This is a genomic window from Mesorhizobium opportunistum WSM2075, from assembly GCF_000176035.2.
Lineage (GTDB): Bacteria > Pseudomonadota > Alphaproteobacteria > Rhizobiales > Rhizobiaceae > Mesorhizobium > Mesorhizobium opportunistum.
In genome coordinates this window covers 4968709-4993705 of sequence record NC_015675.1, presented here as the reverse complement: position 1 = coordinate 4993705, position 24997 = coordinate 4968709, and the positions used below count along the sequence as shown (strand labels likewise).

General features: G+C 62.4%; 24 protein-coding genes. 15 read left to right on the top strand and 9 right to left on the bottom strand.

Annotated features, from left to right (window positions below):
• Window positions 1–112 precede the first annotated feature (112 nt).
• The 6 genes from MESOP_RS24155 to MESOP_RS24130 all read left to right on the top strand — a co-directional run bounded on the left by MESOP_RS24155 (window position 113) and on the right by MESOP_RS24130 (window position 4600).
• Window positions 113–934, top strand: coding sequence for an enoyl-CoA hydratase (locus MESOP_RS24155; RefSeq protein ID WP_013895949.1), 822 nt, complete (start codon window positions 113–115; stop codon window positions 932–934).
• Window positions 935–947: 13 nt separating this feature from the next.
• Entirely contained in the window at window positions 948–1370 is a 423-nt protein-coding gene (locus tag MESOP_RS24150; RefSeq protein WP_013895948.1) for a VOC family protein, read from the top strand.
• A 27-nt stretch (window positions 1371–1397) separates the two neighbouring features.
• Window positions 1398–2180 carry an AAA family ATPase gene (locus MESOP_RS24145; protein WP_013895947.1) on the top strand — a complete coding sequence of 261 codons (783 nt, stop codon included), beginning with the start codon at window positions 1398–1400 and terminating at the stop codon, window positions 2178–2180.
• Window positions 2177–2698 (top strand): CoA-binding protein, encoded by a 522-nt coding sequence (locus MESOP_RS24140; protein WP_013895946.1) that lies wholly within the window; start codon window positions 2177–2179, stop codon window positions 2696–2698. The genes MESOP_RS24145 and MESOP_RS24140 overlap by 4 nt, the downstream gene beginning before the upstream one ends.
• A 157-nt stretch (window positions 2699–2855) precedes the next feature.
• Window positions 2856–4136: an O-acetylhomoserine aminocarboxypropyltransferase gene (locus MESOP_RS24135; protein ID WP_013895945.1), complete on the top strand. Its 1281-nt coding sequence runs from the start codon at window positions 2856–2858 to the stop codon at window positions 4134–4136.
• Window positions 4137–4252: 116 nt separating this feature from the next.
• Complete coding sequence (locus MESOP_RS24130) at window positions 4253–4600, top strand: cupin domain-containing protein (RefSeq protein ID WP_013895944.1); 348 nt, start codon at window positions 4253–4255, stop codon at window positions 4598–4600.
• Here the strand turns inward: MESOP_RS24130 and MESOP_RS24125 are convergent, their stop codons facing one another.
• From MESOP_RS24125 to MESOP_RS24110, 4 genes are all read right to left on the bottom strand, one after another.
• Window positions 4601–5665 (bottom strand): hypothetical protein, encoded by a 1065-nt coding sequence (locus tag MESOP_RS24125; RefSeq protein WP_013895943.1) that lies wholly within the window; start codon window positions 5663–5665, stop codon window positions 4601–4603.
• Between the two features lie 25 nt (window positions 5666–5690).
• Window positions 5691–6935 carry a cytochrome P450 gene (locus MESOP_RS24120; protein WP_013895942.1) on the bottom strand — a complete coding sequence of 415 codons (1245 nt, stop codon included), beginning with the start codon at window positions 6933–6935 and terminating at the stop codon, window positions 5691–5693.
• A gap of 105 nt (window positions 6936–7040) precedes the next feature.
• Window positions 7041–8420 (bottom strand): pyridoxal phosphate-dependent decarboxylase family protein, encoded by a 1380-nt coding sequence (locus tag MESOP_RS24115; protein ID WP_013895941.1) that lies wholly within the window; start codon window positions 8418–8420, stop codon window positions 7041–7043.
• An 84-nt stretch (window positions 8421–8504) separates the two neighbouring features.
• A complete protein-coding gene (locus MESOP_RS24110) occupies window positions 8505–9095 on the bottom strand; it encodes a hypothetical protein (RefSeq protein ID WP_013895940.1) in 591 nt (196 codons plus the stop codon).
• Between the two features lie 352 nt (window positions 9096–9447).
• Between MESOP_RS24110 and clpP the strand changes: the two genes are divergently transcribed.
• The 4 genes from clpP (at window position 9448) to MESOP_RS24090 (ending at window position 14803) form a co-directional block, all read left to right on the top strand.
• Complete coding sequence (clpP, locus tag MESOP_RS24105) at window positions 9448–10077, top strand: ATP-dependent Clp endopeptidase proteolytic subunit ClpP (protein WP_013895939.1); 630 nt, start codon at window positions 9448–9450, stop codon at window positions 10075–10077.
• Between the two features lie 294 nt (window positions 10078–10371).
• On the top strand, window positions 10372–11646 hold the full coding sequence (gene clpX / locus MESOP_RS24100; protein ID WP_013532190.1) for an ATP-dependent Clp protease ATP-binding subunit ClpX: 1275 nt from the start codon (window positions 10372–10374) through the stop codon (window positions 11644–11646).
• 275 nt (window positions 11647–11921) lie between these two features.
• Window positions 11922–14333 (top strand): endopeptidase La, encoded by a 2412-nt coding sequence (gene lon, locus MESOP_RS24095; protein ID WP_013895938.1) that lies wholly within the window; start codon window positions 11922–11924, stop codon window positions 14331–14333.
• Between the two features lie 197 nt (window positions 14334–14530).
• On the top strand, window positions 14531–14803 hold the full coding sequence (locus MESOP_RS24090; protein ID WP_006201846.1) for an HU family DNA-binding protein: 273 nt from the start codon (window positions 14531–14533) through the stop codon (window positions 14801–14803).
• An 82-nt stretch (window positions 14804–14885) separates the two neighbouring features.
• On the opposite strand, the gene MESOP_RS24085 is transcribed toward MESOP_RS24090, so the two are convergent.
• The gene (locus MESOP_RS24085) at window positions 14886–15908 is read right to left on the bottom strand and encodes an aldo/keto reductase (RefSeq protein ID WP_013895937.1); all 1023 of its coding nucleotides are present in this window, start codon (window positions 15906–15908) and stop codon (window positions 14886–14888) included.
• Between the two features lie 116 nt (window positions 15909–16024).
• On the opposite strand from MESOP_RS24085, the gene MESOP_RS24080 reads away from it, so the two are divergent.
• Together MESOP_RS24080 and MESOP_RS24075 are read left to right on the top strand one after the other, a co-directional pair.
• Window positions 16025–16651, top strand: a complete 627-nt coding sequence (locus tag MESOP_RS24080) for an SIS domain-containing protein (protein WP_013895936.1) — start codon at window positions 16025–16027, stop codon at window positions 16649–16651.
• Between the two features lie 3 nt (window positions 16652–16654).
• Complete coding sequence (locus tag MESOP_RS24075; RefSeq protein WP_013895935.1) at window positions 16655–17398, top strand: creatininase family protein; 744 nt, start codon at window positions 16655–16657, stop codon at window positions 17396–17398.
• A 48-nt stretch (window positions 17399–17446) separates the two neighbouring features.
• Here the strand turns inward: MESOP_RS24075 and MESOP_RS24070 are convergent, their stop codons facing one another.
• The 3 genes from MESOP_RS24070 to MESOP_RS24060 form a co-directional block, all read right to left on the bottom strand.
• Complete coding sequence (locus tag MESOP_RS24070; protein WP_013895934.1) at window positions 17447–18364, bottom strand: carbohydrate ABC transporter permease; 918 nt, start codon at window positions 18362–18364, stop codon at window positions 17447–17449.
• A 12-nt stretch (window positions 18365–18376) separates the two neighbouring features.
• Complete coding sequence (locus MESOP_RS24065) at window positions 18377–19498, bottom strand: carbohydrate ABC transporter permease (RefSeq protein ID WP_041164284.1); 1122 nt, start codon at window positions 19496–19498, stop codon at window positions 18377–18379.
• 90 nt (window positions 19499–19588) lie between these two features.
• A complete protein-coding gene (locus MESOP_RS24060; RefSeq protein ID WP_013895932.1) occupies window positions 19589–21253 on the bottom strand; it encodes an ABC transporter substrate-binding protein in 1665 nt (554 codons plus the stop codon).
• A 292-nt stretch (window positions 21254–21545) separates the two neighbouring features.
• Here MESOP_RS24060 and MESOP_RS24055 point away from each other — a divergent pair, with 292 nt between their 5' ends.
• Genes MESOP_RS24055 through rbsK form a run of 3 tightly spaced genes read left to right on the top strand, consistent with a single transcriptional unit; the run spans window position 21546 to window position 24054 of the window.
• Window positions 21546–22595: an ABC transporter ATP-binding protein gene (locus MESOP_RS24055; RefSeq protein ID WP_013895931.1), complete on the top strand. Its 1050-nt coding sequence runs from the start codon at window positions 21546–21548 to the stop codon at window positions 22593–22595.
• 57 nt (window positions 22596–22652) lie between these two features.
• Complete coding sequence (locus tag MESOP_RS24050; RefSeq protein ID WP_013895930.1) at window positions 22653–23105, top strand: RbsD/FucU family protein; 453 nt, start codon at window positions 22653–22655, stop codon at window positions 23103–23105.
• A gap of 4 nt (window positions 23106–23109) precedes the next feature.
• Window positions 23110–24054 (top strand): ribokinase, encoded by a 945-nt coding sequence (rbsK, locus tag MESOP_RS24045; protein WP_013895929.1) that lies wholly within the window; start codon window positions 23110–23112, stop codon window positions 24052–24054.
• 196 nt (window positions 24055–24250) lie between these two features.
• On the opposite strand, the gene MESOP_RS24040 is transcribed toward rbsK, so the two are convergent.
• Window positions 24251–24766 carry a hypothetical protein gene (locus MESOP_RS24040; RefSeq protein WP_041164282.1) on the bottom strand — a complete coding sequence of 172 codons (516 nt, stop codon included), beginning with the start codon at window positions 24764–24766 and terminating at the stop codon, window positions 24251–24253.
• Window positions 24767–24997 lie beyond the last annotated feature (231 nt).

Here is a 24997-nt window from a genome sequence, read left to right as displayed (position 1 = left end):
GCCCGTTTCTGGCAACACCTCCGTCCGTCTGGCGCAAGCGATCGGTGTTGGACGAAACCCGATCCGGTATTAGATACTCAGGCAGCCCGAGCGGAATCGCGGAGACCTTAACATGGCCGAAATCCTTGCCATCAAGCCTGCCGCTGTCGAGGGGCCGGTCGCGACCCGGCTGGACAAGGGCGTGCTGCGCCTCATGCTGGCCAATCCGCCCGCCAACGCCCTGTCGCTGGCGGTGATGGCGGCGCTGACGGCGGAACTCGAACGCGCCAAGGCCGACAAGGCCGTGCGCGTCATCGTGCTGTCGGCGGCAGGCAAGGTGTTCTGCGCCGGCCATGACCTCAAGGAGATGACGGCGCGGCGTGCCGACGCCGATCGCGGCAAGGCCTTCTTCGAAGAGACGTTTGCCGCCTGCGCCACGTTGATGCAGGCGATCGTGCGGCATCCGCTGCCTGTCATCGCCGAGGTCGACGGCCTGGCGACGGCCGCCGGGCTGCAACTGGTCGCCAGTTGCGATCTGGCAATCGCCTCGCACGAAGCGACCTTCTGCACGCCGGGCGTCAACATCGGCCTGTTCTGCTCGACGCCGATGGTGGCGCTGTCGCGCAATGTCTCGCGCAAGCAGGCGATGGAGATGCTCTTGACCGGCGAGACGATCGACGCGGCGACCGCGAAGGACTTCGGCCTGGTTAACCGCGTCGTGCCGCGCGAGTACCTGAATCAGATTGTCACCAAATACGCGCAAACCATTGCTTCCAAATCGTCTTTGGTGGTGAAGACCGGCAAGGAAGCCTTTTACGCCCAGGCCGAGATGGGATTGGCGGACGCCTATGCGCATACCGGCCGCGTCATGGTCGAAAACATGCTGGCGCGCGACGCGCAGGAGGGCATCGGTGCCTTCATCGGCAAGCGCAATCCGGAATGGATGGACGAGTAAGGGAGACGCATTCATGGAACCGCGCATCTCCATCATCACCATCGCCACAGACGATCTCGATCGCGCGGTGCGTTTCTACGAGGCGATGGGCCTGAAACGGCATGCCGGCATCACCGAAGGCGTCGCCTTCTTCCAGATGGGGGGCGTCATTCTCGGCCTGTTCCCGCGCGAAAGCGCCGAGCAGGATTCCGGCGTCTCCTTCACCGGGGCGCCGTCCGCCGTCTATCTCGCCTACAACACCCGCTCTGATGCCGAGGTCGACGAGGTGCTCGCCATGGCGGAAAAGGCTGGCGGCCGCATCGTCAAGCCGGCCGGCCGCGCTTTCTGGGGCGGCTGGTACGGCTATTTTGCCGACGCCGACGGCCATGTCTGGGAAGTGGCGCACAATCCGGCCTTTCCAATCGCGGAAGACGGCACGATTTCGCTGCCCGAATGATGCAGCCCCGGCGATGCTGACCAAGTGATGGCCCACCGCAAGCAGCTGACGCGGCTCAAGGCACCCTATCTCAAACGCATCCTGCTCGATCCCGCGCGCGTGAACGATTGGGAAAAATACCCGTGGAGCCTGCCGCTGTTTCGCGGCCGTGCCTTCGAACTCGAATTCACCACGCCGATCACCATCATCGTCGGCGAGAACGGCACCGGTAAATCGACCTTGCTCGAGGCGATCGGCGCTCTGGCCGGTTACGACGAGGCTGGCGGCGGCAAGGGCTACCGGCCGGTCGACCATTCCAGCGCCATCGACAAGAGTGGCGCCGCGCTGGCGAACACGTTCCGTGGCCACTGGCTGCCGAAGGTCACCGCCGGCTGGTTCTTCCGCGCCGAATCCTTTTATTCCGTCGCCCGCTACCTCGACCAGGCAGCGCTGGAAGACCCATTCAAGCCGCCGCCGCCGGATTTCCTGTCCTGGTCGCATGGCGAAGGGTTCATCCGCTTTTTCGAGGAACGTTGCCGCAGGCAAGGCATCTATATCCTCGACGAGCCCGAAAGCGCGCTCTCCCCGTCGCGCCAGATCGAACTGCTCAAGATGCTGCGGCGCATGGACCAGTCGGGCACCGCGCAAGTGATCATGGCCACGCACTCGCCGCTGCTGATGGCCTGTCCCGGCGCGCGGCTGTTCCGCATCAGCCGGTTCGGGCTCGAGCCCGCCGACTTTCGCGATACGGACCATTTCCGCATGCTGCGCGATTTCAGCAATGACCCGGATGGTTTTCTCACCGAGGCGTTGTATGAGGACGAGGCATGAATCACGATAGCTACGACAACACCTACATCGGCGGCATCCTCAATTCGGTGAAGACCATCGCCATGGTCGGCGCGTCGGCCAATGACGTCAGGCCAAGCTATTTCGTGCTCAAATACCTGCTGGCTAAGGGGTTTTCAGTATTTCCGATCAATCCTGGCCAGGCCGGCAAGGAAATCCTTGGCCGCATGACCTATGCCAGGCTGGCCGACATTCCGGAGCCGATCGACATGGTCGATATCTTTCGCGCGCCGGCGGCGGTGCCAGGCATCGTCGACGAGGCGTTGCGGCTCGATCCCCTGCCGAAAGTGATCTGGATGCAGCTTGGCGTGCGCCATGACGAGGCGGCCGCACGTGCCGAGGCCGCCGGCATCAAGGTGGTGATGAACCGCTGCCCCAAGATCGAGTACGGCAAGCTCTCCGGCGAGATCGGCTGGACCGGGGTTAATTCCGGCGTCCTGTCGTCGAAGAAGCCGCTGATGCGCCAGGGCTTTCAGAGCTTTGGTGTGCGCCAGAAATAGGCAGCAGCAAAAGCGCAAAATTATTCCGGCAAAAGCCGTATTTCCCTTCGGCTTGGTCGAAGGTTCCACGCCGAAGGGTATTTTCTTCTTTGCATTCCGGGCCGGGCTTCGCCAAGAATGCCCGGCGATTTTCAGAAGGTTTTTTAGGGAGGTTTCCGTGACCCGTACGCCCGGTTTCAATACGCTCGCCGTCCATGCCGGCGCCAAGCCCGATCCGGCCACCGGCGCGCGCGCCACGCCGATCTACCAGACCACGTCCTTCGTCTTCGACGATGCCGACCATGCCGCCTCTCTCTTCGGCCTGAAGGCCTTCGGCAACATCTACACCCGCATCATGAACCCGACGCAGGCTGTGCTCGAAGAGCGCGTCGCCGCACTCGAAGGCGGCACGGCTGCCCTTGCGGTGGCATCCGGCCATGCCGCGCAGGTGATCGTGTTCCACAATCTGATGCAGCCGGGCGACAATTTTGTCGCCGCCAATAAGCTTTATGGCGGATCGATCAACCAGTTCGGCCATGCCTTCAAGAATTTTGGCTGGGAGGTGCATTGGGCCGAAGCCAATGACGTCTCGACCTTCGAAAGCCAGATCGACGACAGGACCAAGGCGATCTTCATCGAGAGCCTGGCCAATCCTGGCGGTACCTTCGTCGATATCGAGAAGATCGGCGAAATCGCGCGCAAGCATGGCCTGCCGCTGATCGTCGACAACACGCTTGCCTCGCCCTACTTGATCCGGCCGATCGAGCACGGCGCCGACATCGTCGTCCATTCGCTGACCAAGTTCATCGGCGGCCATGGCAATTCGATCGGCGGCGTCATCGTCGATGGCGGCACCTTCGACTGGTCGAAGTCGGGCAAATACCCAATGCTGTCGGAACCGCGCCCCGAATATGGCGGCCTCGTGCTGCACGAGACCTTCGGCAATTTCGCTTTCGCCATTGCCGCGCGCGTGCTCGGCCTGCGCGATCTCGGCCCGGCGATCTCGCCGTTCAACGCGTTCCTCATCCTGACCGGCCTCGAAACCTTGCCGCTGCGCATGCAGCGCCATTGCGACAACGCGATCACCGTCGCCGGCTGGCTGTCCAACCATCCCAAGGTCGCCTGGGTGAATTATCCCGGTCTTCCCAGCGACAAGAACAACGCGCTGCAGAAGAAATATTCGCCGCAAGGTGCCGGCGCCGTGTTCACCTTCGGCCTCAAGGGCGGCTATGAGGCCGGCGTCAAGTTCGTCGAGGCGCTCGAACTGTTCTCGCATTTGGCCAATGTCGGCGACACCAAGTCGCTGGTCATCCACCCGGCGTCGACCACGCACCGCCAGCTTTCCGACGAGCAGAAGGTCAAGGCCGGCGCCGGTCCGGATACCGTGCGGCTTTCCATCGGCATCGAGGATGTCACCGACATCGTCGCCGACCTGGAACAGGCGCTCGCCAAGGTCTGATTTTTGAGTCAGTAGTCAGTAGTGACTAGCCACCCGAGCGTCGACGGGAGCGCTTCCACTCACCACTCACCACTCACCACTCACTACTGACTACTACTCACTGTGGGAGGCAAGTCTTGTCCGCGCATTACCTGACAATATCGACCGACAGCGTCGAATCGGAATCCGGCGCACCGGCGCCGGATCGGCTGATCTCGGGCGACCCGAAATTCCGCACCTGGAATGTCGAGGAGCGGGATGGCGGGCTCTACGCCGGCATCTGGGAATCCACCCCGGGCAAGTGGCGCATCGTCTATGACGAATGGGAATTCTGCCACATCCTGTCCGGGGTCTCGATAGTCGCGGAACAGGGCGGCGAGGCGCGCACGGTCAGGGCAGGCGACAGTTTCGTGCTGAGGCCAGGCTTCAAGGGCAGCTGGGAAGTGCTTGAAACGACACGCAAGGAGTATGTGATCAAGCTGTGATCACTTCGCCGGAAACTGGCCGAGACAGGCTTCCGAAGCCTTGTCATGGGCGGTCAGCAAATTGGCGTCCTGGGCTTCGAGATCGGCGTCGGCAATCTCGTCGCGATAATATCGCGTCAACAGGTCCAGCCCTTCCTGGGCGATACCCTGGGTCGGCATTTCCCGCGCCAGACAGCCGCAAAGGCTGAGTGCGCGGTCCGGCGAGCCGACCTTGCGGTTGGTCAGGATGAAATCCTGGGCCGGGCAGGCGGCGATGAAGTCGTTGAAATCCAGCCCCTGTTGCGGCTGGTCGCCATGGTTGAAGTAGGCCGGCTGCCACTGGCTCTTGCCGCTGACGACGTCGCAGCCGGTTGCGGTGTCGCTTGCCTTCGTGGTGACGGCTTGCCAGGCTTTCTCCTTGTCGCCGCTGGGATACTCGAAATTCTCGCCCAGCGAGGCGGCATACTGGTCAAGGTCGTCCTGGGTGAAGCCGATCGCCTGAAACCGGTTGAACTGGCATTGGCATTCACCGGCAACCTGTTCGGCCTCGCCCTCTTCTGGCTGTTCGCTGGATTTGCTTTTTTGGCAGGCGGCGATGAAGACGGCGCCATCGAGCGACGTGACGGGGAAGGTCGAGACTTCAGCGTAGTGGTCGCCGGTCCAGCCAAACAGCTTCTGGTCGAGTTGCAGGTCGATGAAGCCGTTGCGCTTGAAAGCACCGAGCGCGACCCTGTCTGGAGCCGTCAGCCTCGCACCGGGGATGTCACCGAGAACCTCACGGTAGCCATCGCCTTCCAGCACGAAAAGGAAAAGCCCGCATTTGGCGCCATCGCAAGCGGGATCCGCGACGTAGGCGTAGATTTCGGACAGACCGTCGAGGTTGAAGTCGACTTCATAGGCCGAGAACTTGTCCGCGGGCACGGCAGCACCCGTCTGGCGCTCCAGCAGGCCAGCCGCCATCGCCCTGGCGATGGCATCGCTGTTTTCCTGCGGGATGTTTTCCGGCTGCTGCGCCTGGGCGTGCGCCAGGCATGCGCATAGCAATGCCGATGCGAACGCCGTCGCCAGTTTGGAAAACAGTCTCATCGCGCAGCCCCTGGCCCGCGATCGTTCAAAAGCCGACAGCGAGCGTTTCCAGCCCATGGAAATGGTAAGTGTCGCGGAAGCGCGGGCTTTCGGCAAGATGCAGCTTTGGCTGGCGCTCGAACAAGGTCTTCAGCGACACCTGCAATTCGAGCCGGGCGAGCGGCGCGCCGATGCAGAAATGGATGCCGGCGCCGAAGGACACGTTCTTCTGGTCTGTCCGGTCCGGCCGGAAGTCCTGCGGGTCGGCAAAGGCCCGCGGGTCGTGATTGGCCATGCCGAGCAAGAGCCCGATCGTCTGGCCCGGCTGCACGACGATGCCTGGCGCCACTTCGATCTCCTGATAGGCGTATCGGGTGAACATGTGCAGCGGTGCGTCGAAGCGGAGGCATTCCTCGACTGTTGCAGCGGTAGCTTCCGGCGAGGTGAAGAAGCGGCGCGGGTCGCCCTGTTGCGCCAGGATCGAGCGCACCGCATTGCCGGTCTGATGCACGGTCGCTTCATGGCCGGCGTTCAGCAGCAGGATGGCCGACGACACCATCTCGTCCTCCGACAGTCTTTGGCCGTCTTCCTGCGCCGAGATCAGCAGCGACAGCAGGTCGTCACCCGGGTTCTTGCGGCGTTCGGTGATGTAGCCGCGCAGGAAATCGGCAAATTCGCCCGCGGCGCGGTTGGCCGTCTCCTCGGTCTCGCGGCTGCGGCCATGGATGTACATGGCGACCATTTGATGTGACCAGTCGAGCAGTTGCGGCCCCATCTCGACAGGTACGCCGAGCATTTCGGCGATGATGGTGATCGGCAACGGCGCCGCGAAGGCGGGCAAAAGGTCGACCGGACCGGCCGGATCGAAACGGTCGATCAGCTCATTGGCAAGCGCTTCGACACGCGGCCGCAGCCGTTCGACCTGGCGCGAGACGAAGGCGCGATTGACCAGTGTTCGCAGCCGGGTGTGCACCGGCGGTTCCAGCTCCAGCATGGAGTTCGCTTCGATGCCGTCGAAGGCCTTGAGATGGCTTCTGTCCTGGCCGATGCCGCGACTGTCGGGAATGCCAGCCGGGTTCTGGCGGCCGAAGCGGCGGTCGCGCAGCAGCCGGTTGACGTCGTCGAAGCCGCCAAAGCACCAGCAACCGAACTCCTCCCAGAAAAACGCATTCGATAGGCCGTGCAGGCGTGCATAGGCCTCGTACGGGTTGAGGAAGAAAGCCGGCTCGTGTGGATCGAGCCGCAGGTGGCGGGTGGCTGGATCAAAGGCCAGATAGGGGAGCGTGGTCATGCCAGACCCATAGCGCGGCTTGCCAGCCCCATTCCAGACCGTATGTTGGTGCGCGATAGCCCATGAGTTGAGCCAGCCGGTGCGGCTACGGAAGGTCTCGGCGGCTCAGCGATTGAGCTCTTCGGCGGCGGCAATGACTTCCGATACAATGGCCCGCACGTCATCCGGGGCCGTCCGGTGATTGACGAAACACGCCCGCAGCACGAACTGACCATTGATCGTTGCATTCGACAGATACACCCGGCCGCGCTCGATCACGCGTCGGAGGATCGCTTCATTGTCCTTCGAGCGATGACGGAAGCAGACCGCGCTCAGCGACACGGGCGCAAGCTGTTCCAGCTCTGGATGCAATGCGATCGTTTGCGCCAATATTTGCGCATGATCGAGATCGCGCCTGATGGCTTCGCGATAGGCACCGCGTCCGTGAAACTGCAGCGACATCCAGAGCTTCAGCGCGCGGAAGCGTCGAGACAGCTCGATCGACTCCTCAAAGAACGCAAAGGCTTCGGTGGGATCTTCGCTCAATATCCTGACATAGTCGTCGCTGTGCGAGAAAGTCGTGCGCGCGATGTCTGGATGACGATTGAGCAGGCAGCCGCAATCGAGTGGTTGATACAGCCATTTGTGCGCGTCGAGCGACAGCGAATCCGCCAAGGACAATCCCTCGAACTTTTCCGGCACTGCCAGGGCCGCCATCCCGCCATAGGCACCATCGACGTGCATCCACAGCGCCTCCCTGCGGGCAATGTCCGCGATTTCAAGGAGGGGATCGATTGCGCCGGAGACGATGGTGCCGACCGTGGCCACGATGGCGATAGGCACGTTTCCGGCCTCGCGGTCGGCGGTTATGGATGCCTGGAGGGCGTCCGTGCGCATCTTGAATTTGTCGTCGACGGGGATCAGGCGCAGATTTCTTCTGCCGATGCCCAGCAATGCGACGGCTTTTGGTATCGACATGTGCACTTGCTCGGAAGCGTAGATCACGCATGGCTGTACGCCCGTTTCATTGGCGGGCAGCTTCGCTTCCCGCGCCATCGCCAGCGCCATGAGGTTGGCCATCGAGCCGCCGCCGCACAGGCTGCCTGTAAATCCGGCGCAGCCGACGGCCTCGGCCAACCACCCGACGACGGCGCGTTCGATCGATGTCGCCGCCGGCGCCGACCGCCATGACGTCACATTTTGATTGAGCACGGCCGCCAGCAATTCCCCCAGCGCGCCGATCGGTTCGCCCGAGCCGACGACGTAACCGAAGAACCTGCCGGTGCCGGGGCGCGCATGCTCCGCGATCGACTTGAAATCCTGAAGAATTTCCCGACCACGGCCGTTCTCCAGCCAGGGCCGCGAGAAGAGCTCGGTCGTGTCCTCGCCGCTGGTCGAGGGATATGCCCGACGCCCTTCGAGAGACGCCCAATAGCTTTTGGCCAGCCCCAAGGCTTCTTCCGCAATATCCGACAGTTCCTGGTTGGAAATTTCCAGGTCGCGCATTGCTCGGCCCAAAACAGGTTTCCGTTGCGCGCAGACTACACTTCCGGTTGAAATCCAACAACCGTCGTGGGGTCGTCTATGTCGCTAGTCCTGGCAATGCCTTGGAATATGTACGCGCCGCCAGCCTGACGACCCTTCGCGCACCAGAACGCGCCTTGCGACGGTCTGGTAAGAGGCGGGAATATCGATAACGCGCCTTTGCTCGGGCCGAACCAGCACCTCCTCGGCGATCCGGTCATACTGCGCCGGAATGACGATGCGCCGTGTGCGCTCCGGCTGGACCACCACGGTCTCGGCGACGCGCTCGTAGCGCGCCTGGTGCCGGACCTTGCACAGCACCCTGCGGCCATGGATGACGCGCCATTCCCAGGAATAGCCGCCATCATCGACCTGGACCGTATGGTAGACGGTGCGGGTGACGGCGGGCACGACCTCGTAGCTCACCTGGGCCGGAACGGTCATCACCACGCGTTCGCGCGTGCCATAGATGGGCGGGTCGTAGTCTACCTGCTGGCCGGGCGGGCTGACCATCACGTCCTCGTAGACCGTATCGTAGACGGCAGGCGAACGGACCGGCTCATAGCATTCGACGGCGCGGCCACCGGCCGCCGTCGGCGAAATCGTGCCGAGCACGGTCAGCCCGGCAATGGTGAAGCACGCGATTTTCCCAGGCATGGCACTCCCCCTGCTGAACGGCGCAATGACAGTTCAACGTTGGATTGTAGGGGAAGCGGCTTCGGAGGAAAGCGGTTTCGGCGCATTTCGTTAAGTGACGCGGTTAAGAAACTGCTACCCGGCTGACCCGAGGGTGTGCGTTATAGAGCGGCAGAAGCGTCGGCCGCTGCGAATCCTTGGCTGGAAACCTTGATTCGACTTGCCCAGATGGCTAGGACGGGTCGGCCTTGCACAAGGATGAGCCGGCATCCTATTTACAGAATAACGATCCAGAACCGATTCTGCCCGACTTGCCAGCCCACTTGCCAGCCTTCCCGGAGCCGGAATCCCACCGCGAGATAAGAGACAACGAATGAAGAACCCCGTCGAAACCTACATGAACCTCGTTCCGATGGTGGTCGAACAGACCAATCGCGGCGAGCGTGCCTACGACATTTTTTCGCGCCTCCTCAAGGAGCGCATCATTTTCATCACCGGTCCGGTCGAGGACGGCATGGCGACGCTGGTCTGCGCGCAGCTCCTGTTCCTCGAAGCCGAGAACCCGAAGAAGGAAATCAACCTCTATATCAATTCGCCGGGCGGTGTCGTCACCTCGGGCATGGCGATCTACGACACCATGCAGTTCATCAAGCCGGCGGTGTCGACGCTCTGCATCGGCCAGGCGGCCTCGATGGGCTCGCTGCTCCTGACCGCCGGTCACAAGGACATGCGCTTCGCCACGCCGAACGCCCGCATCATGGTTCACCAGCCCTCCGGCGGCTTCCAGGGCCAGGCGTCCGACATCGAGCGTCATGCCCAGGACATCATCAAGCTGAAGCGCCGCCTCAACGAGGTTTACGTCAAGCACACCGGCAAGAGCTACGAAGAGATCGAGAAGACGCTCGACCGCGACCATTTCATGACCGCCGACGAGGCCAGGGACTTCGGCCTCATCGACAAGGTCATTTCGTCGCGCGAGGCGGCCGAGGGAGCGCTGGCATAAGGGCTTGTTGGCAGTTGGATGGCACCATCACGCGCTTTTGGTGCGTCTTGCGTCATTTCGGCCACAATTGGCTGTTCCCTCGACGGTCGGGATTGCCTACGTTAAGGCTATGTTGATTTTCGACGGCTTAGCTTTACGTGGGGAGCTGCGAATCATTGCCACGTTTTCTGATTTGTGTTTCGTACGGAATACGTTGCGGGAGCCGGGACACTGGCGGCGGCGGATTCCCGCGATAGATTGAAGTTGCGCCCTTTCAGCCAGACCATCGGCGGGCGGCCATGAAAGGACATGAAAATGAGCAAGGTCGGCAACAACAGCGGTGATTCCAAGAACACGCTCTATTGCTCGTTTTGCGGCAAGAGCCAGCACGAGGTGCGCAAGCTGATTGCTGGCCCGACGGTCTTCATCTGCGATGAATGCGTCGAGCTCTGCATGGACATCATCCGCGAGGAGAACAAGACCTCGATGGTGAAGTCGCGCGAGGGCGTGCCGACACCGCAGGAGATCCTCAAGGTTCTCGACGATTATGTCATCGGCCAGCCCTATGCCAAGCGCGTGCTGTCGGTGGCGGTCCACAACCACTACAAGCGCCTCGCGCATGCCGGCAAGAACAACGATGTCGAACTGGCGAAGTCCAACATCCTGCTGATCGGCCCGACCGGTTGCGGCAAGACGCTGCTCGCGCAGACGCTGGCCCGCATCATCGACGTGCCGTTCACAATGGCGGACGCCACGACGCTGACCGAAGCCGGCTACGTCGGCGAGGACGTCGAGAACATCATCCTGAAGCTGCTGCAGTCGGCCGACTACAATGTCGAGCGCGCCCAGCGCGGTATCGTCTACATCGACGAGATCGACAAGATTTCGCGCAAGTCCGACAATCCCTCGATCACCCGCGACGTGTCGGGCGAGGGCGTGCAGCAGGCGCTTCTGAAGATCATGGAAGGCACGGTCGCCTCCGTGCCGCCGCAGGGCGGCAGGAAGCACCCGCAGCAGGAATTCCTGCAGGTCGACACCGCCAACATCCTGTTCATCTGCGGCGGCGCCTTCGCCGGACTGGACAAGATCATCTCGGATCGCGGCCGCAAGACCTCGATCGGCTTCGGCGCCGTCGTCGCTTCGCCGGAAGATCGGCGCACCGGCGATGTCTTCCGCCTGGTCGAGCCGGAGGATCTCTTGAAGTTCGGCCTGATTCCGGAATTCGTCGGCCGCCTGCCAGTCCTGGCGACGCTGGAAGACCTCGACGAGCCGGCGCTGATCCAGATCCTGACCGAGCCGAAGAATGCGCTGGTCAAGCAGTATCAGCGGCTGTTCGAGATGGAGAATGTCGACCTGACCTTCCACGAGAACGCCTTGTCGGCGATCGCCAAGCGCGCCATCGAGCGCAAGACCGGTGCGCGCGGCCTGCGCTCGATCATGGAAGCGATCCTGCTCGATACGATGTTCGAACTGCCCGCGCTCGAAGGCGTGCGCGAAGTGGTGATTTCGGAGGAAGTGGTGACCGGCAGCGCCCGGCCGCTCTACATCTACTCCGAGCAGAAGGAAAAGAAGGGCAACGTCAGTGCCTGATATGGCACTTCAGCCCATATTTTTGTGGAACGGCGCCCTTGCGGCGCCGTTTTGCTGTCACGGGGCATACGACCTTTGCAATGGAATGGATTGCGGACGATGTTAACTCTTGATCTTTGCCCCGCTTGCATCCACCTAACACGAGAAGGCCGAGGTGCCCGATTTCTGTGCTGTAAAACTCCCGTCACAAACGGTGGTAGGCGGAACGATCCCCGGTCGTTAATATAAGATTCGCGGTTGGCTCAATTAGCGGCCGCGACATGAAAGGTTGGACAATGGCCAAAATATCCAAGGCTCCCAGCGACGGCGTCTTCGCAGTCCTCCCACTGCGCGACATCGTGGTGTTCCCGCACATGATCGTTCCGCTCTTTGTCGGGCGTGAGAAATCGATCAAGGCGCTGGAAGAGGTGATGGGGCAGGAAAAGCAGATCCTGCTTGCCACCCAGATGAATGCCGCCGATGACGATCCCGAGCCCGATGCCATCTTCGATATCGGCACGCTCGCCAATGTGCTGCAATTGCTGAAGCTGCCCGACGGCACCGTCAAGGTTCTGGTCGAGGGCGCCTCGCGCGCGAAAATCGTCTCCTTCACCGACCGTCCCGACTTCCATGAGGCCCGCGCTACGGCGCTGGTCGAGCCGGAAGAGGAAGAGGTCGAGGTCGAGGCGTTGGCGCGTTCGGTCGTCACCGACTTCGAGAACTACGTCAAGCTGAACAAGAAGATCTCGCCCGAAGTGGTAGGCGCTGCCAGCCAGATCGACGACTATTCCAAGCTCGCCGACACGGTTGCCTCGCATCTCGCCATCAAGATCCCCGAGAAGCAGGAAATGCTGGCCACGCTCTCTGTCAAGGAGCGGCTGGAAAAGGCGATGGGCTTCATGGAAGCCGAAATCTCCGTCCTGCAGGTGGAGAAGCGCATCCGCTCGCGCGTCAAGCGCCAGATGGAGAAGACGCAGCGCGAATACTACCTCAACGAGCAGATGAAGGCGATCCAGAAGGAGCTCGGCGAAGGCGAGGACGGCCGCGACGAGGCCGCCGAAATCGAGGCGCGCATCAAGAAGACCAAGCTCTCCAAGGAGGCCCGCGAGAAGGCGGAAGCCGAATTGAAGAAGCTGCGGACAATGTCGCCGATGTCGGCGGAATCGACCGTCGTGCGCAACTATCTCGATTGGCTGCTGTCGATCCCGTGGGGCAAGAACTCCAAGGTCAAGCAGGATCTGGCTTATGCGCAGAACGTGCTTGATACCGATCACTTCGGCCTCGACAAGGTCAAGGACCGCATCGTCGAGTACCTTGCCGTGCAAAGCCGCCAGAAGAAGCTGAAGGGGCCGATCCTGTGCCTCGTCGGCCCTCCCGGCGTCGGCAAGACCTCGCTCGGCAAGTCGATCGCCAAGGCGACCGGCCGCGAATTCATCCGCATGGCGCTGGGCGGCGTGCGTGACGAAGCCGAGATCCGTGGCCACCGGCGCACCTATATCGGCTCGATGCCCGGCAAGGTCATCCAGTCGATGAAGAAGGCGAAGAAGTCCAACCCGCTCTTCCTGCTCGACGAGATCGATAAGATGGGCCAGGACTTCCGTGGCGATCCGTCGTCGGCGCTGCTCGAGGTGCTCGATCCCGAGCAGAACTCGACGTTCATGGACCATTACCTCGAGGTCGAATACGACCTGTCGAGCGTGATGTTCGTGACGACGGCCAATACGCTGAACATCCCTGCGCCCTTGATGGACCGCATGGAGATCATCCGTATCGCCGGCTATACCGAGGACGAGAAGATCGAGATCGCCAAGCGGCACCTGATGCCGAAGGTGGTGCGCGATCATGCGCTGCAGCCGAAGGAGTTCTCCGTCGGCGAGGACGCGATCCGCGCCATCATCCAGACCTACACCCGCGAAGCGGGCGTCAGGAGCCTGGAGCGCGAGCTGATGAAGCTCGGGCGCAAGGCGGTGACCGAGATCCTGAAGACGAAGAAGAAGACGGTGACCATTACGGCGGCGAACCTCGCCGATTACCTTGGTGTCCAGCGCTTCCGCTTCGGCCAGGTCGAGGCTGACGATCAGGTCGGCGTCGTTACCGGGCTTGCCTGGACGGAAGTCGGCGGCGAGCTGCTGACCGTCGAAGGCGTCATGATGCCCGGCAAGGGCCGCATGACGGTGACCGGCAATCTGCGCGACGTGATGAAGGAATCGATCTCGGCGGCGGCCTCCTATGTCCGCTCGCGCGCGCTCGATTTCGGCATCGAGCCGCCGCTGTTCGACAAGCGCGACATCCATGTCCACTTGCCGGAAGGCGCCACGCCGAAGGACGGCCCGTCCGCGGGTGCTGCGATGGCGACAGCCATCGTGTCGGTGCTGACGGGTATTCCGGTCCGTGCCGATGTGGCGATGACTGGCGAGATAACGCTTCGCGGCCGCATCTTGCCGATCGGCGGCCTCAAGGAGAAGCTGCTCGCCGCACTGCGCGGCGGCATCAAGAAGGTGCTGATCCCGGAAGACAACGCCAAGGATCTGGCGGATATACCGGACAACGTGAAGAACGGCATGGAAATCATTCCGGTCTCGCGGGTCGGCGAGGTGTTGCGCCACGCGCTGGTGCGTATGCCGGAGCCGATCGAATGGGTCGAACCGGTCAATCCGCCGGCCACGACGGACACCACCGACGATGCCGGAAAGTCGCTTGCACATTAGTAATTGCTAAAGTTGCAGCGCACAAACAGAAGAGCCGGGCCTCGCGCCCGGCTTTTTCATGTGAAAAACCCCGGAATTCCGGGCTTTTTCCGGTTTTTTCCTGCCTTTTCGACTTGGTTGCGGAAGCGCTTCTTTCTAAAGTCCGTTTCCTGCCGGATGAGTCGTTAGTTCCGGTGTTCTCATGGAAGGGAATTTTTATGAACAAGAACGAACTGGTGTCCGCTGTCGCCGACGCCGCGAGCATTTCGAAGGGTGACGCGCAGTCGGCGGTCGATGCGGTATTTTCCGTGATCACCGGCGAACTGAAGAAGGGCGGCGATGTCCGGCTTGTCGGCTTTGGCAATTTCACCGTGTCAAAGCGTGCGGCTTCGACCGGCCGCAACCCTCAGACCGGCGCCGAAGTGAAGATCCCGGCACGCACCGTGCCGAAGTTCTCGGCCGGCAAGGGCCTCAAGGACGCAGTCAACTAAGCGTTTTTTCTTTTTCAGAGACCAGAAAAGCCGGGCCCGCCCGGCTTTTCATTTTTGTGCGTTCGGCCGCCAGGGCCCCGGTCTATGCGGTGGGCGCATCCGCGCGCATCAGGCCTTCCTTCTTGAGGTCGGCCCACAGGGCCGCGGGCAGCTTGGCGTCGAGCAGCGATCGGTTGCTCTCCACTTCGCTCGGCCGCTGGCCGCCGGGGATCACCGAGACGACCGATGGATGCAGCAGCGGGAACTGCAGCGCCGCCTCGATCAGCCTGACGCCATGGCGCTTGCAGACGCCCTCGATGCGGGCGACCCGCTCAAGGATGTCCTTGGGGGCCTCGGAGTAGTTGTAGTAGGCGCCCGGTTTCGGTCCGGTTGCCAGGATGCCGGAATTGTAGGGGCCGCCGAGAACGATGCCGATGCCGCGCTTCTGGCAGAGCGGCAGGAAGGACGTCAGCGCCTCCTGTTCCAGCAGCGTGTAGCGCCCGGCAAGCAGGAACAGGTCGAAATCGCCGCGCTCGGCCAGCGTCTGGGCAACCTGCCATTCATTGATGCCGCCACCGAACGCCTTGATCACGCCCTGGTCACGCAATGACAGCAGCCCGTAATAGCCCGAGCGCATGAACTCCTCGATGCGCTGGTCGGACGCTTCCTTGCTGCCATGGGTGAAGATGTCGACATCGTGCACGAAGAGGATATCGATGCGGTCGACGCCGAGGCGCTCCAGCGAGGCCTCGAACGAGCGCATGACGCCATCATAGCTGTAATCGTACACCTCGCGCCGCGACGGCGTGTCGAAGAACTTGCCTATGCCCGTGCGTTGCTCCGGCGGGCAGGCGCGCATGATGCGGCCGACCTTGCTCGACAGCACATAGTCGTCGCGCTTCCTGCCGCGCAGGAACGGGTTGAGGCGTGTTTCCGACAAGCCAAGCCCGTAGAGTGGCGCGGTGTCGTAGTAGCGGCACCCGGTCCCCCAGGCGGCTTCGAGCGTGGCATTGGCATCCTCATCCGAAACGGCGCGGTAGAGATTGCCGAGCGGCGCGGTGCCGAAGCCGAGCTCGGTAAAAGTGATGCCGCCATTGCCGATGCGGTCGAAATGCCGTGTCTTCATGTCCTGCAGTGTCCCGGATTGATCTGTGGGTTGATTTGTCTGGCATGACACTATCATGCCTGTGATCAGGCAAAAGCGCCGCGCGGCGTTGGACACGCATTTTCGCGGTTGCTAGCATGAACGAAATCAAGCTGTTCGTGGGAAAATCGCAAGATGATTTCGAGAGCGGGTTTGCCGTGAGCGACCGGAACGAAACCCTGTTCAGGACCGCGCTTGCCGAACTCGGCGGCGTGCTGGAGCGCGTCGACGAGAGCCGGATCGACACCGCCTGCAAGATGCTGGCTGATGCTGGACGGGTCGTCGTCTATGGCTGCGGCCGCGAGGCCTTGCAGGTCAAGGGCTTCGCCATGCGGCTCTATCATCTCGGCCTGCCGGTTTCCGTGGTCGGCGACATGAACACGCCGCCTCTGGGGCCGGGCGACGTCTTCCTGGCCAGTTCCGGACCGGGAGAAACCACGACCGTGCTGACCTTGATGCAGGTTGCGCACGCCGCCGGCGCGACCAACCTTCTGCTGACCGCCCAGGCCGAAAGCAGCGCTGCGAAGCGCGCCGATTTCACGCTGCTCATTCCCGCACAGACCATGGCCAACGATCAGGGCGCGCAAAAGACATCGGTGCTGCCGATGGGCTCGGTGTTCGAAGGAGCGCTGTTCCTGCTGTTCGAAGTGATGGTGCTGAAGCTCAAATCCCTGACCGGTGCGTCGCCTGAAGCCATGCGCGCCCGCCACACCAACATGGAATAGATCATGCGCTATGAACTGATGCTGCCGCACCAGATCCGCAAGGCGATCGCTGAGAATTGGCCGGTCGCGCTGCCGCTCGGCGTGCTCGAATACCATGGCGAGCACATGGCTGTCGGCATGGACACGCTGGCTGTCGTCAAGACGCTGGAACTGTTCGAGAAGGAGAGGGAGGTCGTCATCCTGCCGCCCTTCTACTACGGTGCCGCGAGCTACGCGGTGGCGCCGCCGGAGGGCACCGGCTCGGTGCAGGTCGGCGGCAATCAGCTGGCGCCGTTCGCGGAAGAGCTGTTCTACGGCCTGCTGCGCATCGGCTTTCGCAACATCCACGCCGTCATCCACCACCAGACCGAGAACTTTGCCGCCGGCATGCCGACCGACCTCGCCTTCAAGACCGCCGGCCGTCAGGCGATCTTCCGTTTCCTCGAAAAGCAGCGCGGCGAGGGCTGGTGGGGCTCGCAGGAGATGGCCGACTACTATTCCGGGCATGCCGCGGGTGAAAACTTCTTCAACTGGGTGCAGGTGCATCCGCTGATGCCGGCGACCATGAACGGCAAGTACCCGTTCGACCACGCCGGCATCGGCGAGACATCGCTGATGTTGGCGTTATGTCCGGAAGCTGTCGATGCCGCCCACTTCGCCGATAACACCGGCTGGTACACGGCAAGCGCGCCGGAGGCCTCGGCGGAGTTGGGGCAGAGGGGCGTGGCGATGATTATGGATCATCTGAGAGAAATCCTCAGGCGCTAGCGGAGGTTCTTCCTTCTCCCGCAAGGGGAGAAGGAAGAGCGGCAACCGCTACTTCACCGCTCCCGCGGTCATGCCCATGATCAGATAGCGCTCCAGCGCGATGCCGATGACCGCCAGCGGTGCTATCGCGGCGGTGGCAAGCGCTGCCATCGACCACCAGTTGATGCCTTGCGAGCCGGTCTGGCTCGCTACCATGACGGGAATGGTCTTGGCATCGGTCGAGGTCAAAAGCGCGGCGAAGAAATACTCGTTCCAGCACAGCACCATCGCCAGGATGAAGGCGGCGACCATGCCCGGCAGCGCGATCGGCATGACGATGCGGAAGAAAGCGCCCCAGATCGACAATCCGTCGACGAGCGCTGCCTCCTCGAGCTCGACGGGGATGGAGTTGAACTGGTCGCGCATGATCCAGATGACGATCGGCAGCACCATCAGCGTGTAGAGCAGGATCAGCCCGATGCGGGTGTCGAGCAGCCCGACTTCCCGGTAGAGCACCAGGAAGGGCAGGGCGAGCACCACCGGCGGCAGGATCAGCTGCGACAGGAAGAAGAAGGAGATGTCCTCGTTCTTGAACCAGGCGAATTTGTAGCGGTAGCGCGTCAGGCCGTAGGCGGCGAGGCTGCCGATGACGATGGCGAGGCTCGACGCGCCGACCGAGGTGATGACCGAGTTCATGAAACGCTTGAAGAACTCGTCGCGCACCGTGGAGGTCTGGAAGATCGAATCCGGCGACAGGCCGAGCGATCGCCAGCCTTTCCAGTCCGGCCAGAAATCGACGAACGGGATCAGATGTCCTTGCGTGACGTCGACCGCCGATTTGAACGAGGTCGTTATCGTCCAGTAGATCGGGAACAGGCAGATGAAGGCCCAGAAGACAAGCGCGCCGTAGATGACGACACGGCTGGTGATGAAGCTCGCTGGAGAGCGGATTTCGGAAACGGTGTATTCGGTTGTCTGAACGCTCATGATCCGGCCGCCCTAGTTCACGTTGCGCACGAAGCGGTTGGCGATCTTCAATAGCCAGGTCACGAATACGACGATGATCACGAGATAGGCCATCGCCAGCATGGTGCCGTAGCCGACATTCGAGCGGTCGCGGTATTCGCGGTAGATGAAGCTGGAGACGGAATCGGTCGCGCCGCCCGGGCCTCCGGACGTCACGGTGATGATGATGTCGGCAAGCTTCAGCTTAAAGATGATGCGCAGGATGACAGCGGTCACCGAAACCGGCAGCATCAGCGGGAAGGTGACCTGCCAGAAGGTCTGCCAGGCATTGGCGCCGTCGACGCGGGCCGCTTCCAGCACCTCGCGCGACATGGCCTGCAGGCCGGCCAGCAGCATGATCATCATGAACGGAATGAAGGTCCAGGCATCGAGTATCATGATCGAGATGCGCGCGATGATCGGGTCGGAAAAGAAGGCGGGATTTTCCCAGCCGAGATGGCGCGCCAGCGTCGCCGCCGGGCCGAACCGGTACTCCATCAGCGATTTGCCGATCATCCAGGATACGGCGACCGGCGACAGCATCAGCGGCATCAGGAAGACGACGCGGAAGAATTTTCGCGCCCGGATCTGTGCGTTGAGCAGAAGCGCCAGCCCGAAGGCGATGACATATTCGACCAGCACCGCCAGCACGTAGAGCACCATGTTGAACAGCGCGTTGCGGTAGTAAGGATCACCCAGCATCTGCCAGAAATTGTCGAGCCCGTTGAACTTGCGGCCCGAGAACGAACTCAGGTTCCAGTCCGTCAGCGCGATGTAGAAGCCGAACAGCGTCGGGAAGATCACCATGGCGATGGTGAACAGCAGCGCCGGCAGCAGGAACAGCGCGCGTTGGCCGTCCTCGCCGCGCATCAGCACCTGGCCGACGCCGAGCGCCACGCCCCACAGCACATAGGCATAGACGACCGGGCGCCAGGTCTCGAAGCCGACGGTGCCGGCCTCGGTCTTGTACAGGATCTCGATCACGATGATCGCCAGCAGGCCGAGCGTTGCCGCAGCCATCAGCGCCCAGCCAAGCCGTTTGCGGGCCGGGGAAATCAGATCGTAAGCACCGGCATCTGCCGGCCACTGGTTTGCGGTCGAAGTCTGGTCAGTCACAAATCTCGCCCGTTTGGAAGGCTCCTCGATGAGCCGGAGCCGGTCTAAAGTGGTCCGGCGTTGCCGCCGGACCACGGTTCATAGGCCAGCCTACATGCCGAGCGAGGCCTTGTAGAGCTTGATCTGGTTGTCGCGGCCGATCTGGTCGGTCAGCTTCTCCCAGGCCGCTGCAATGGCGTCCGCGCCTTCCTGCGCCTTCATCTTGCCGGCGAAGGTGTTGGCCAAAATATCCTCGGCGGCGGAATAGTACTGGAAGATGCCGGGGATACGCGGCTCGATCGCCGCATTCGGGTGGTTGTAGCTGTCGCCTTCCGACTTGAGATACGAGGTGATGAAGGCCTCGTCATAGCCGGCCGCCACCCACTCGGGAATGTCGAAATGCGAGTTGCGGTAGGGCTGGAAGCCCGACGGGTACATGGCCGTCCAGATCGACAGGTCCTTGCCGCCGAGATGGGCGGCCGCGGACCATGCCGCCTTCTTCTTCTTCTCGTCGGCATCGACGCGGGCCATGACATAGACGCCCCAGCCGAGATAGGCGCAGTTCGGCGCGTAGTTCGGCCCGCTGGCGAGCTTGTCCCACTTACCGGTCTTCGAATTGTAAACGTCGTCCGAGCCCGGCAGGATCGAGAAGCCGGTGACGTCGCCGATGACCGAGGAATCGTTCGTTTTGACGTTGGAACCGACGTCGCCCCACCAGGTGACCATCGATCCGGTACCCGCCAGGAACTGCTGGAAGGCGGTCGTGTTGGGGTCGGCGTTGATCTGGTCGGCGGGTTCGGACGGCAGCGCGTCGATGACGTCCTGGATGGCGCGCACCCAGGCCGGGTTGTTGACGCGCGGCTTCATGGTGTCGGCGTCGAACAGCCAGGCCTTGTCGTCGGGGTGCTTGGCATAGGCGGTGGCGCGGCTGCCGAGGAAGTAGAAGCCGAAGCCGCCCCACGGCTTTGGCGCGTCGAGATAGCCGTAGACGTCCTGGTCCTTGAGCTTCTTGCCCTTGAGGAACTTGGTCACGGCCTGCACCTGCTGCCAGGTCTTCGGCACGCCCCATTCGCCTTCGCCGCCGCCATCCTTCCAGGCCTTGGCGAGATCGGCATCGGCGAACACGTCGGTGCGGTAGTTGAAATTGTGCGCGTCGCCGTCGACGGTCACGCGGTACTGCTTGCCGTTCCAGGTGCCGACCGGCGGTTTCAGGTAGTTGACGAGATCGTCGAAATCGATCTGCGTCTTGACCCAGTCGGGCATCTCGGAGGTCAGGCCCTTGCCGCAAACATCGCCCTCGAAGGGCGCGCCCATCTCGATGATGTCGAAGTCGACGGTGCCGGTGGCGATCGACTGCTGCAGGCGGGCATTGTAGTCGGCCTGCGCCAGGTCGATCCAGCTGATCTTGGCGCCGGTATAGGCCTCCCACGGCTTCAGGAAGCCGCGGAACAGCACATTGTGCAGGTTCTGGTTGTTGAGGCCCATGAAGGTCAGCTCGACGCCGGCGAATTCGCCTTCCTTGACATTGGCCTTGGTCGCTTCGAGGCAGAGCTCGCCAACCTTCTGGAAGTCGGCATCGGTCGGCTGGCCTTTGCCAACGCCGGGAATCTGCAGGATTTGCTTGCGTAGCTCGCTTGCCGCGGAAGCAGGGCGCGTCAGGGCGCCGAGCCCCGCGCCGGATGCCGCCGCGATCGCGGCCATGCTGGCCGCGCCCTTCAATATGTCGCGCCTTGTAGCGCCGGCACGGGTCAGTTTTTCGTAAAGATCGACTCTCATGTACCATTCCTCCCAGAACAACAGCCGTGATTGAAATGCCAACTTCTCTCGGACGCCGGAACGTCGACGGTTCTCCTCGATAAAACAGGGACCTGAGACCCCACCCAGTGTCCGCCTGGAGCTCCGTCTTCCGGTCAAAGGTCCGGCATTCGGAATTGGCGACCATCACTATTCTCGCAACGCGATGGCGTGTCAACGAGATCGGGTTTTTATCTATAAGGGACCGACTTGCCCTGACAGGTCGCGTTGGTTAGCTTCTGCGCCTACGGCTGGTGGAGCCGATGGGGGAGACATGGCTCAAGTCGCAATCAGCAAAGTGGCCAAGGCCTTCGGAACCGTCAAGGTTCTGCACGAAGTCAGCGTCGATATCGCCGATGGCCAATTCGTGGTGCTGGTCGGCCCTTCGGGTTGCGGCAAGTCGACGCTGCTCAGGATGGTGGCCGGGCTGGAGACCGTCTCGGGTGGCACGATCGCCATCGGCGACCGCGTCGTCAATCATTTGCCGCCGGCCAAGCGCGACATCGCCATGGTGTTCCAGAACTACGCGCTCTATCCGCACAAGACGGTCGAGCAGAATATGGCCTTTGCGCTGAAGCTGCGGAAGACCGATCCGGCCGTGGTCGCCGAGCGGGTCAAGCGCGCCGCCGACATCCTCGACCTCAACCCTTATCTGAAGCGCTATCCCCGGCAGCTCTCGGGCGGGCAGCGCCAGCGCGTGGCCATGGGCCGCGCCATCGTGCGCAATCCGCAGGTGTTCCTGTTCGACGAGCCGCTCTCCAACCTCGACGCCAAGCTGCGCGTACAGATGCGCACCGAGATCAAGGAACTGCACCAGCGGCTGAAGACCACAACCATCTACGTCACCCACGACCAGATCGAGGCCATGACCATGGCCGACAAGATCGTCGTCATGCGCGACGGCCGCATCGAGCAGGTCGGCGCGCCGCTGGAATTGTTCGACCGGCCGGCGAACCTCTTCGTTGCCGGCTTCATCGGCTCGCCTTCGATGAACCTGCTCAAGGGTGTCGTGCGCAAGGATGGCGTCGACATAGCCGGAACGCTGTTCCCGATCGCCCCCAACAATACCGTGCAGGACGGTCAGGCCGTCGTTTACGGCGTGCGCCCGGAACATCTCGAAATCCATCCCGATGGCGTACCGGCGAAGATTTCGGTGGTCGAGCCGACCGGCTCGGAGACGCTGGTTTTCCTGCGCTTCGGCGATGGCGAGATGGTGGCGCTGTTTCGCGAGCGCCACGACTTCAAACCCGGTGACACGCTCAAGCTGCGGCCAAGGCTCGACCATATCCACCTGTTCGACGCCGAGACCGGCCAACGTCTTTGATCTCATCAGCGTCTCTAACGGCGTCTCCAATCTCAAACGGACTTCACGAGGACCATCATGCTCAAAGGGATCCATCCGTTGCTCAATGCCGACGTGCTCCAGGCATTGCGGGCAATGGGACATGGCGATGACCTGATCATCGCCGACACCAATTTTCCTGCCGCTTCGGTGGCGAAGCAGACCGTGCATGGCAAGCTCCTGCGCATCGATGCGCCGGCCGCCGAGGTGGTCAAGGCGGTGCTGTCGCTTTACCCGCTCGATACGTTCGTCGACGACTCGGCCGCGCGCATGGAAATCGTCGGCAAGCCCGACGAGATCCCGCCGGTGCAGACGGAAGTGCAAAAGGAGATCGACAAAGCCGAGGGCAAGGCCTGGCCGATGATCTCCGTCGAGCGCTATGCCTTCTATGAGCGCGCCAAGCAGGCTTATTGCGTCATCCAGACGGGCGAGCGCCGCTTCTATGGCTGCTTTGCCTTCCGCAAGGGCGTCGTCCCGCCGGACGCGGAGTAGCGGCATGGCCTCGGGCAAGCCGGTCGTCATGAAGCCTGTGGTCATATTGGGGGTCTTCGTTGCCGATACCGCCTATCGCGCCGATCGCCAGCCGCGCATGGGCGAAACGATTCTCGGCAATTCGTTCAAGCTCGGACCTGGCGGCAAGGGCTCCAACCAGGCGGTCGCCGCCGGCAAGCTCGGCGCCGACGTCACGTTTCTGAGCCGCCTTGGCGTTGACCCCTTCGCCGACATGGCGAAGCAGACCTGGGCGCAGGCGGGTGTGAAAAGCGCCGTCATCGACACGCCGGACAGCTACACGGGCGCCGCCTACATCTTCGTCGAGGAGGGAAGCGGCAACAACGCCATCATCGTCAGCCCGGGCGCCGCCATGCTGATCTCGCCGGCGGATATCGAGGCCAACGCGGATCTGATCCGCGCCGCCGGCGTCTTCGTCACACAGCTCGAACAGCCGATCGATGCGGCGATGCGGGCATTGGAGATCGCGCGCGGGGCAGGGGTGACGACCATCCTCAACCCGGCTCCGGCGGCAAAGCTTCCCGATCGCATCTACACGCTCTGCGACTATCTCACGCCCAATGAAACCGAGACGGAGGAATTGACCGGCATGAAGGTCTCTTCGGTCGGCGAAGCACGGGCCGCCGCGGACAGACTGCTCGAAAAGGGCGTCGGCACGGTCATCGTCACGCTCGGCGACAAGGGCGCGCTTCTGCACGCGAAGGATCGCTCGGAGCATGTTCCCGTCGTCAGCGCGGGCCCGGTGGTTGAAACCACCGGAGCAGGGGATGCCTTCAACGGCGGCTTCGCCGCGGCCCTGTCGCGAGGCGTGGAGCCGCTGGAGGCTGTGCGCTTCGCCTGCGCCGTCGCCGGTATTTCCGTGACCCGTCCAGGCACGGCGCCATCGATGCCGACGCTGCAGGAGGTCGAGGCGCTGCTGGCGAAGGGTTGAGATAATTGAGGTTCGCGGGCCGACCGAACGATCAGGCTGTTCCAGCCCTAAGGCATGCCGCCCAACAATGACCTCGGTTTTGGGACCTCGGTTTTGGTAGAACGGCATGCCTTGAAACTAAGGGCCCAAAGCGAGTCGCATGAATCCGCTTCAACGCGATGCGCCTTGGATGTCCCGTGAGCGATCGTCTGACCAATTACTGCTTGATGTAGCAGCGCTTTCTCTGATCAGGCGCGGGATCGCCGAATACATCGTTGTCGCATTGGACACCGTTGCGGAACACGTCCTGCGTGAATCGGCCGCGCGCTCCGTACCTGACCACTTTGCGGCCATCGAAGTCGCAGAACTCACCTTCATCGGCACAGACCGCCCAGCTCTCGCGGCGCGGCGCGTCGTAATCGTCATCCGACTGGTCCCGGTCGCGCATGACGATGAAGCACGACTTCGGCCTGCCCGGTGCTGGGTCGCCAAAAACGCGATTTGAACAGGGTACTGCGTTTCGCTCGATATAGCGCGAGGTGGTGCGGCCCCGGGCGCCGTACACCACCTCGGCGGGGTACGGCAGACGGCAGATGCCGCCCTCGCGCGCGCACTGCTGCAGCCGGTCGGCCGACGCGGTCGCCGGGAAAAGGGCGGTGGCGATCGTCGTTACGGCACCCAGGTAAAGGAGCGTGAATATCGTGCGTATAGGAATGTTTCGTGCGATTGACACTGTAAGTCCTCCATGCCGTTTCGGCAGCATATCTGTGCAGCTCCGCTGTCTGCGAAATGAATGGAGCGCTTTGTGGGCAAATCCGCAAGCCGGATCCGCAATCAGACACGGTTCAACGGTTTCAAGAGCCGCTTTTCAGCATATTGGAGTGGCCTCCCGTTTGCCGCACCGTCGCTTATGCATGTTTGTTTTTTGAAGCCGGCTGTGAAGACCGTCGGCCGTGTACGACCG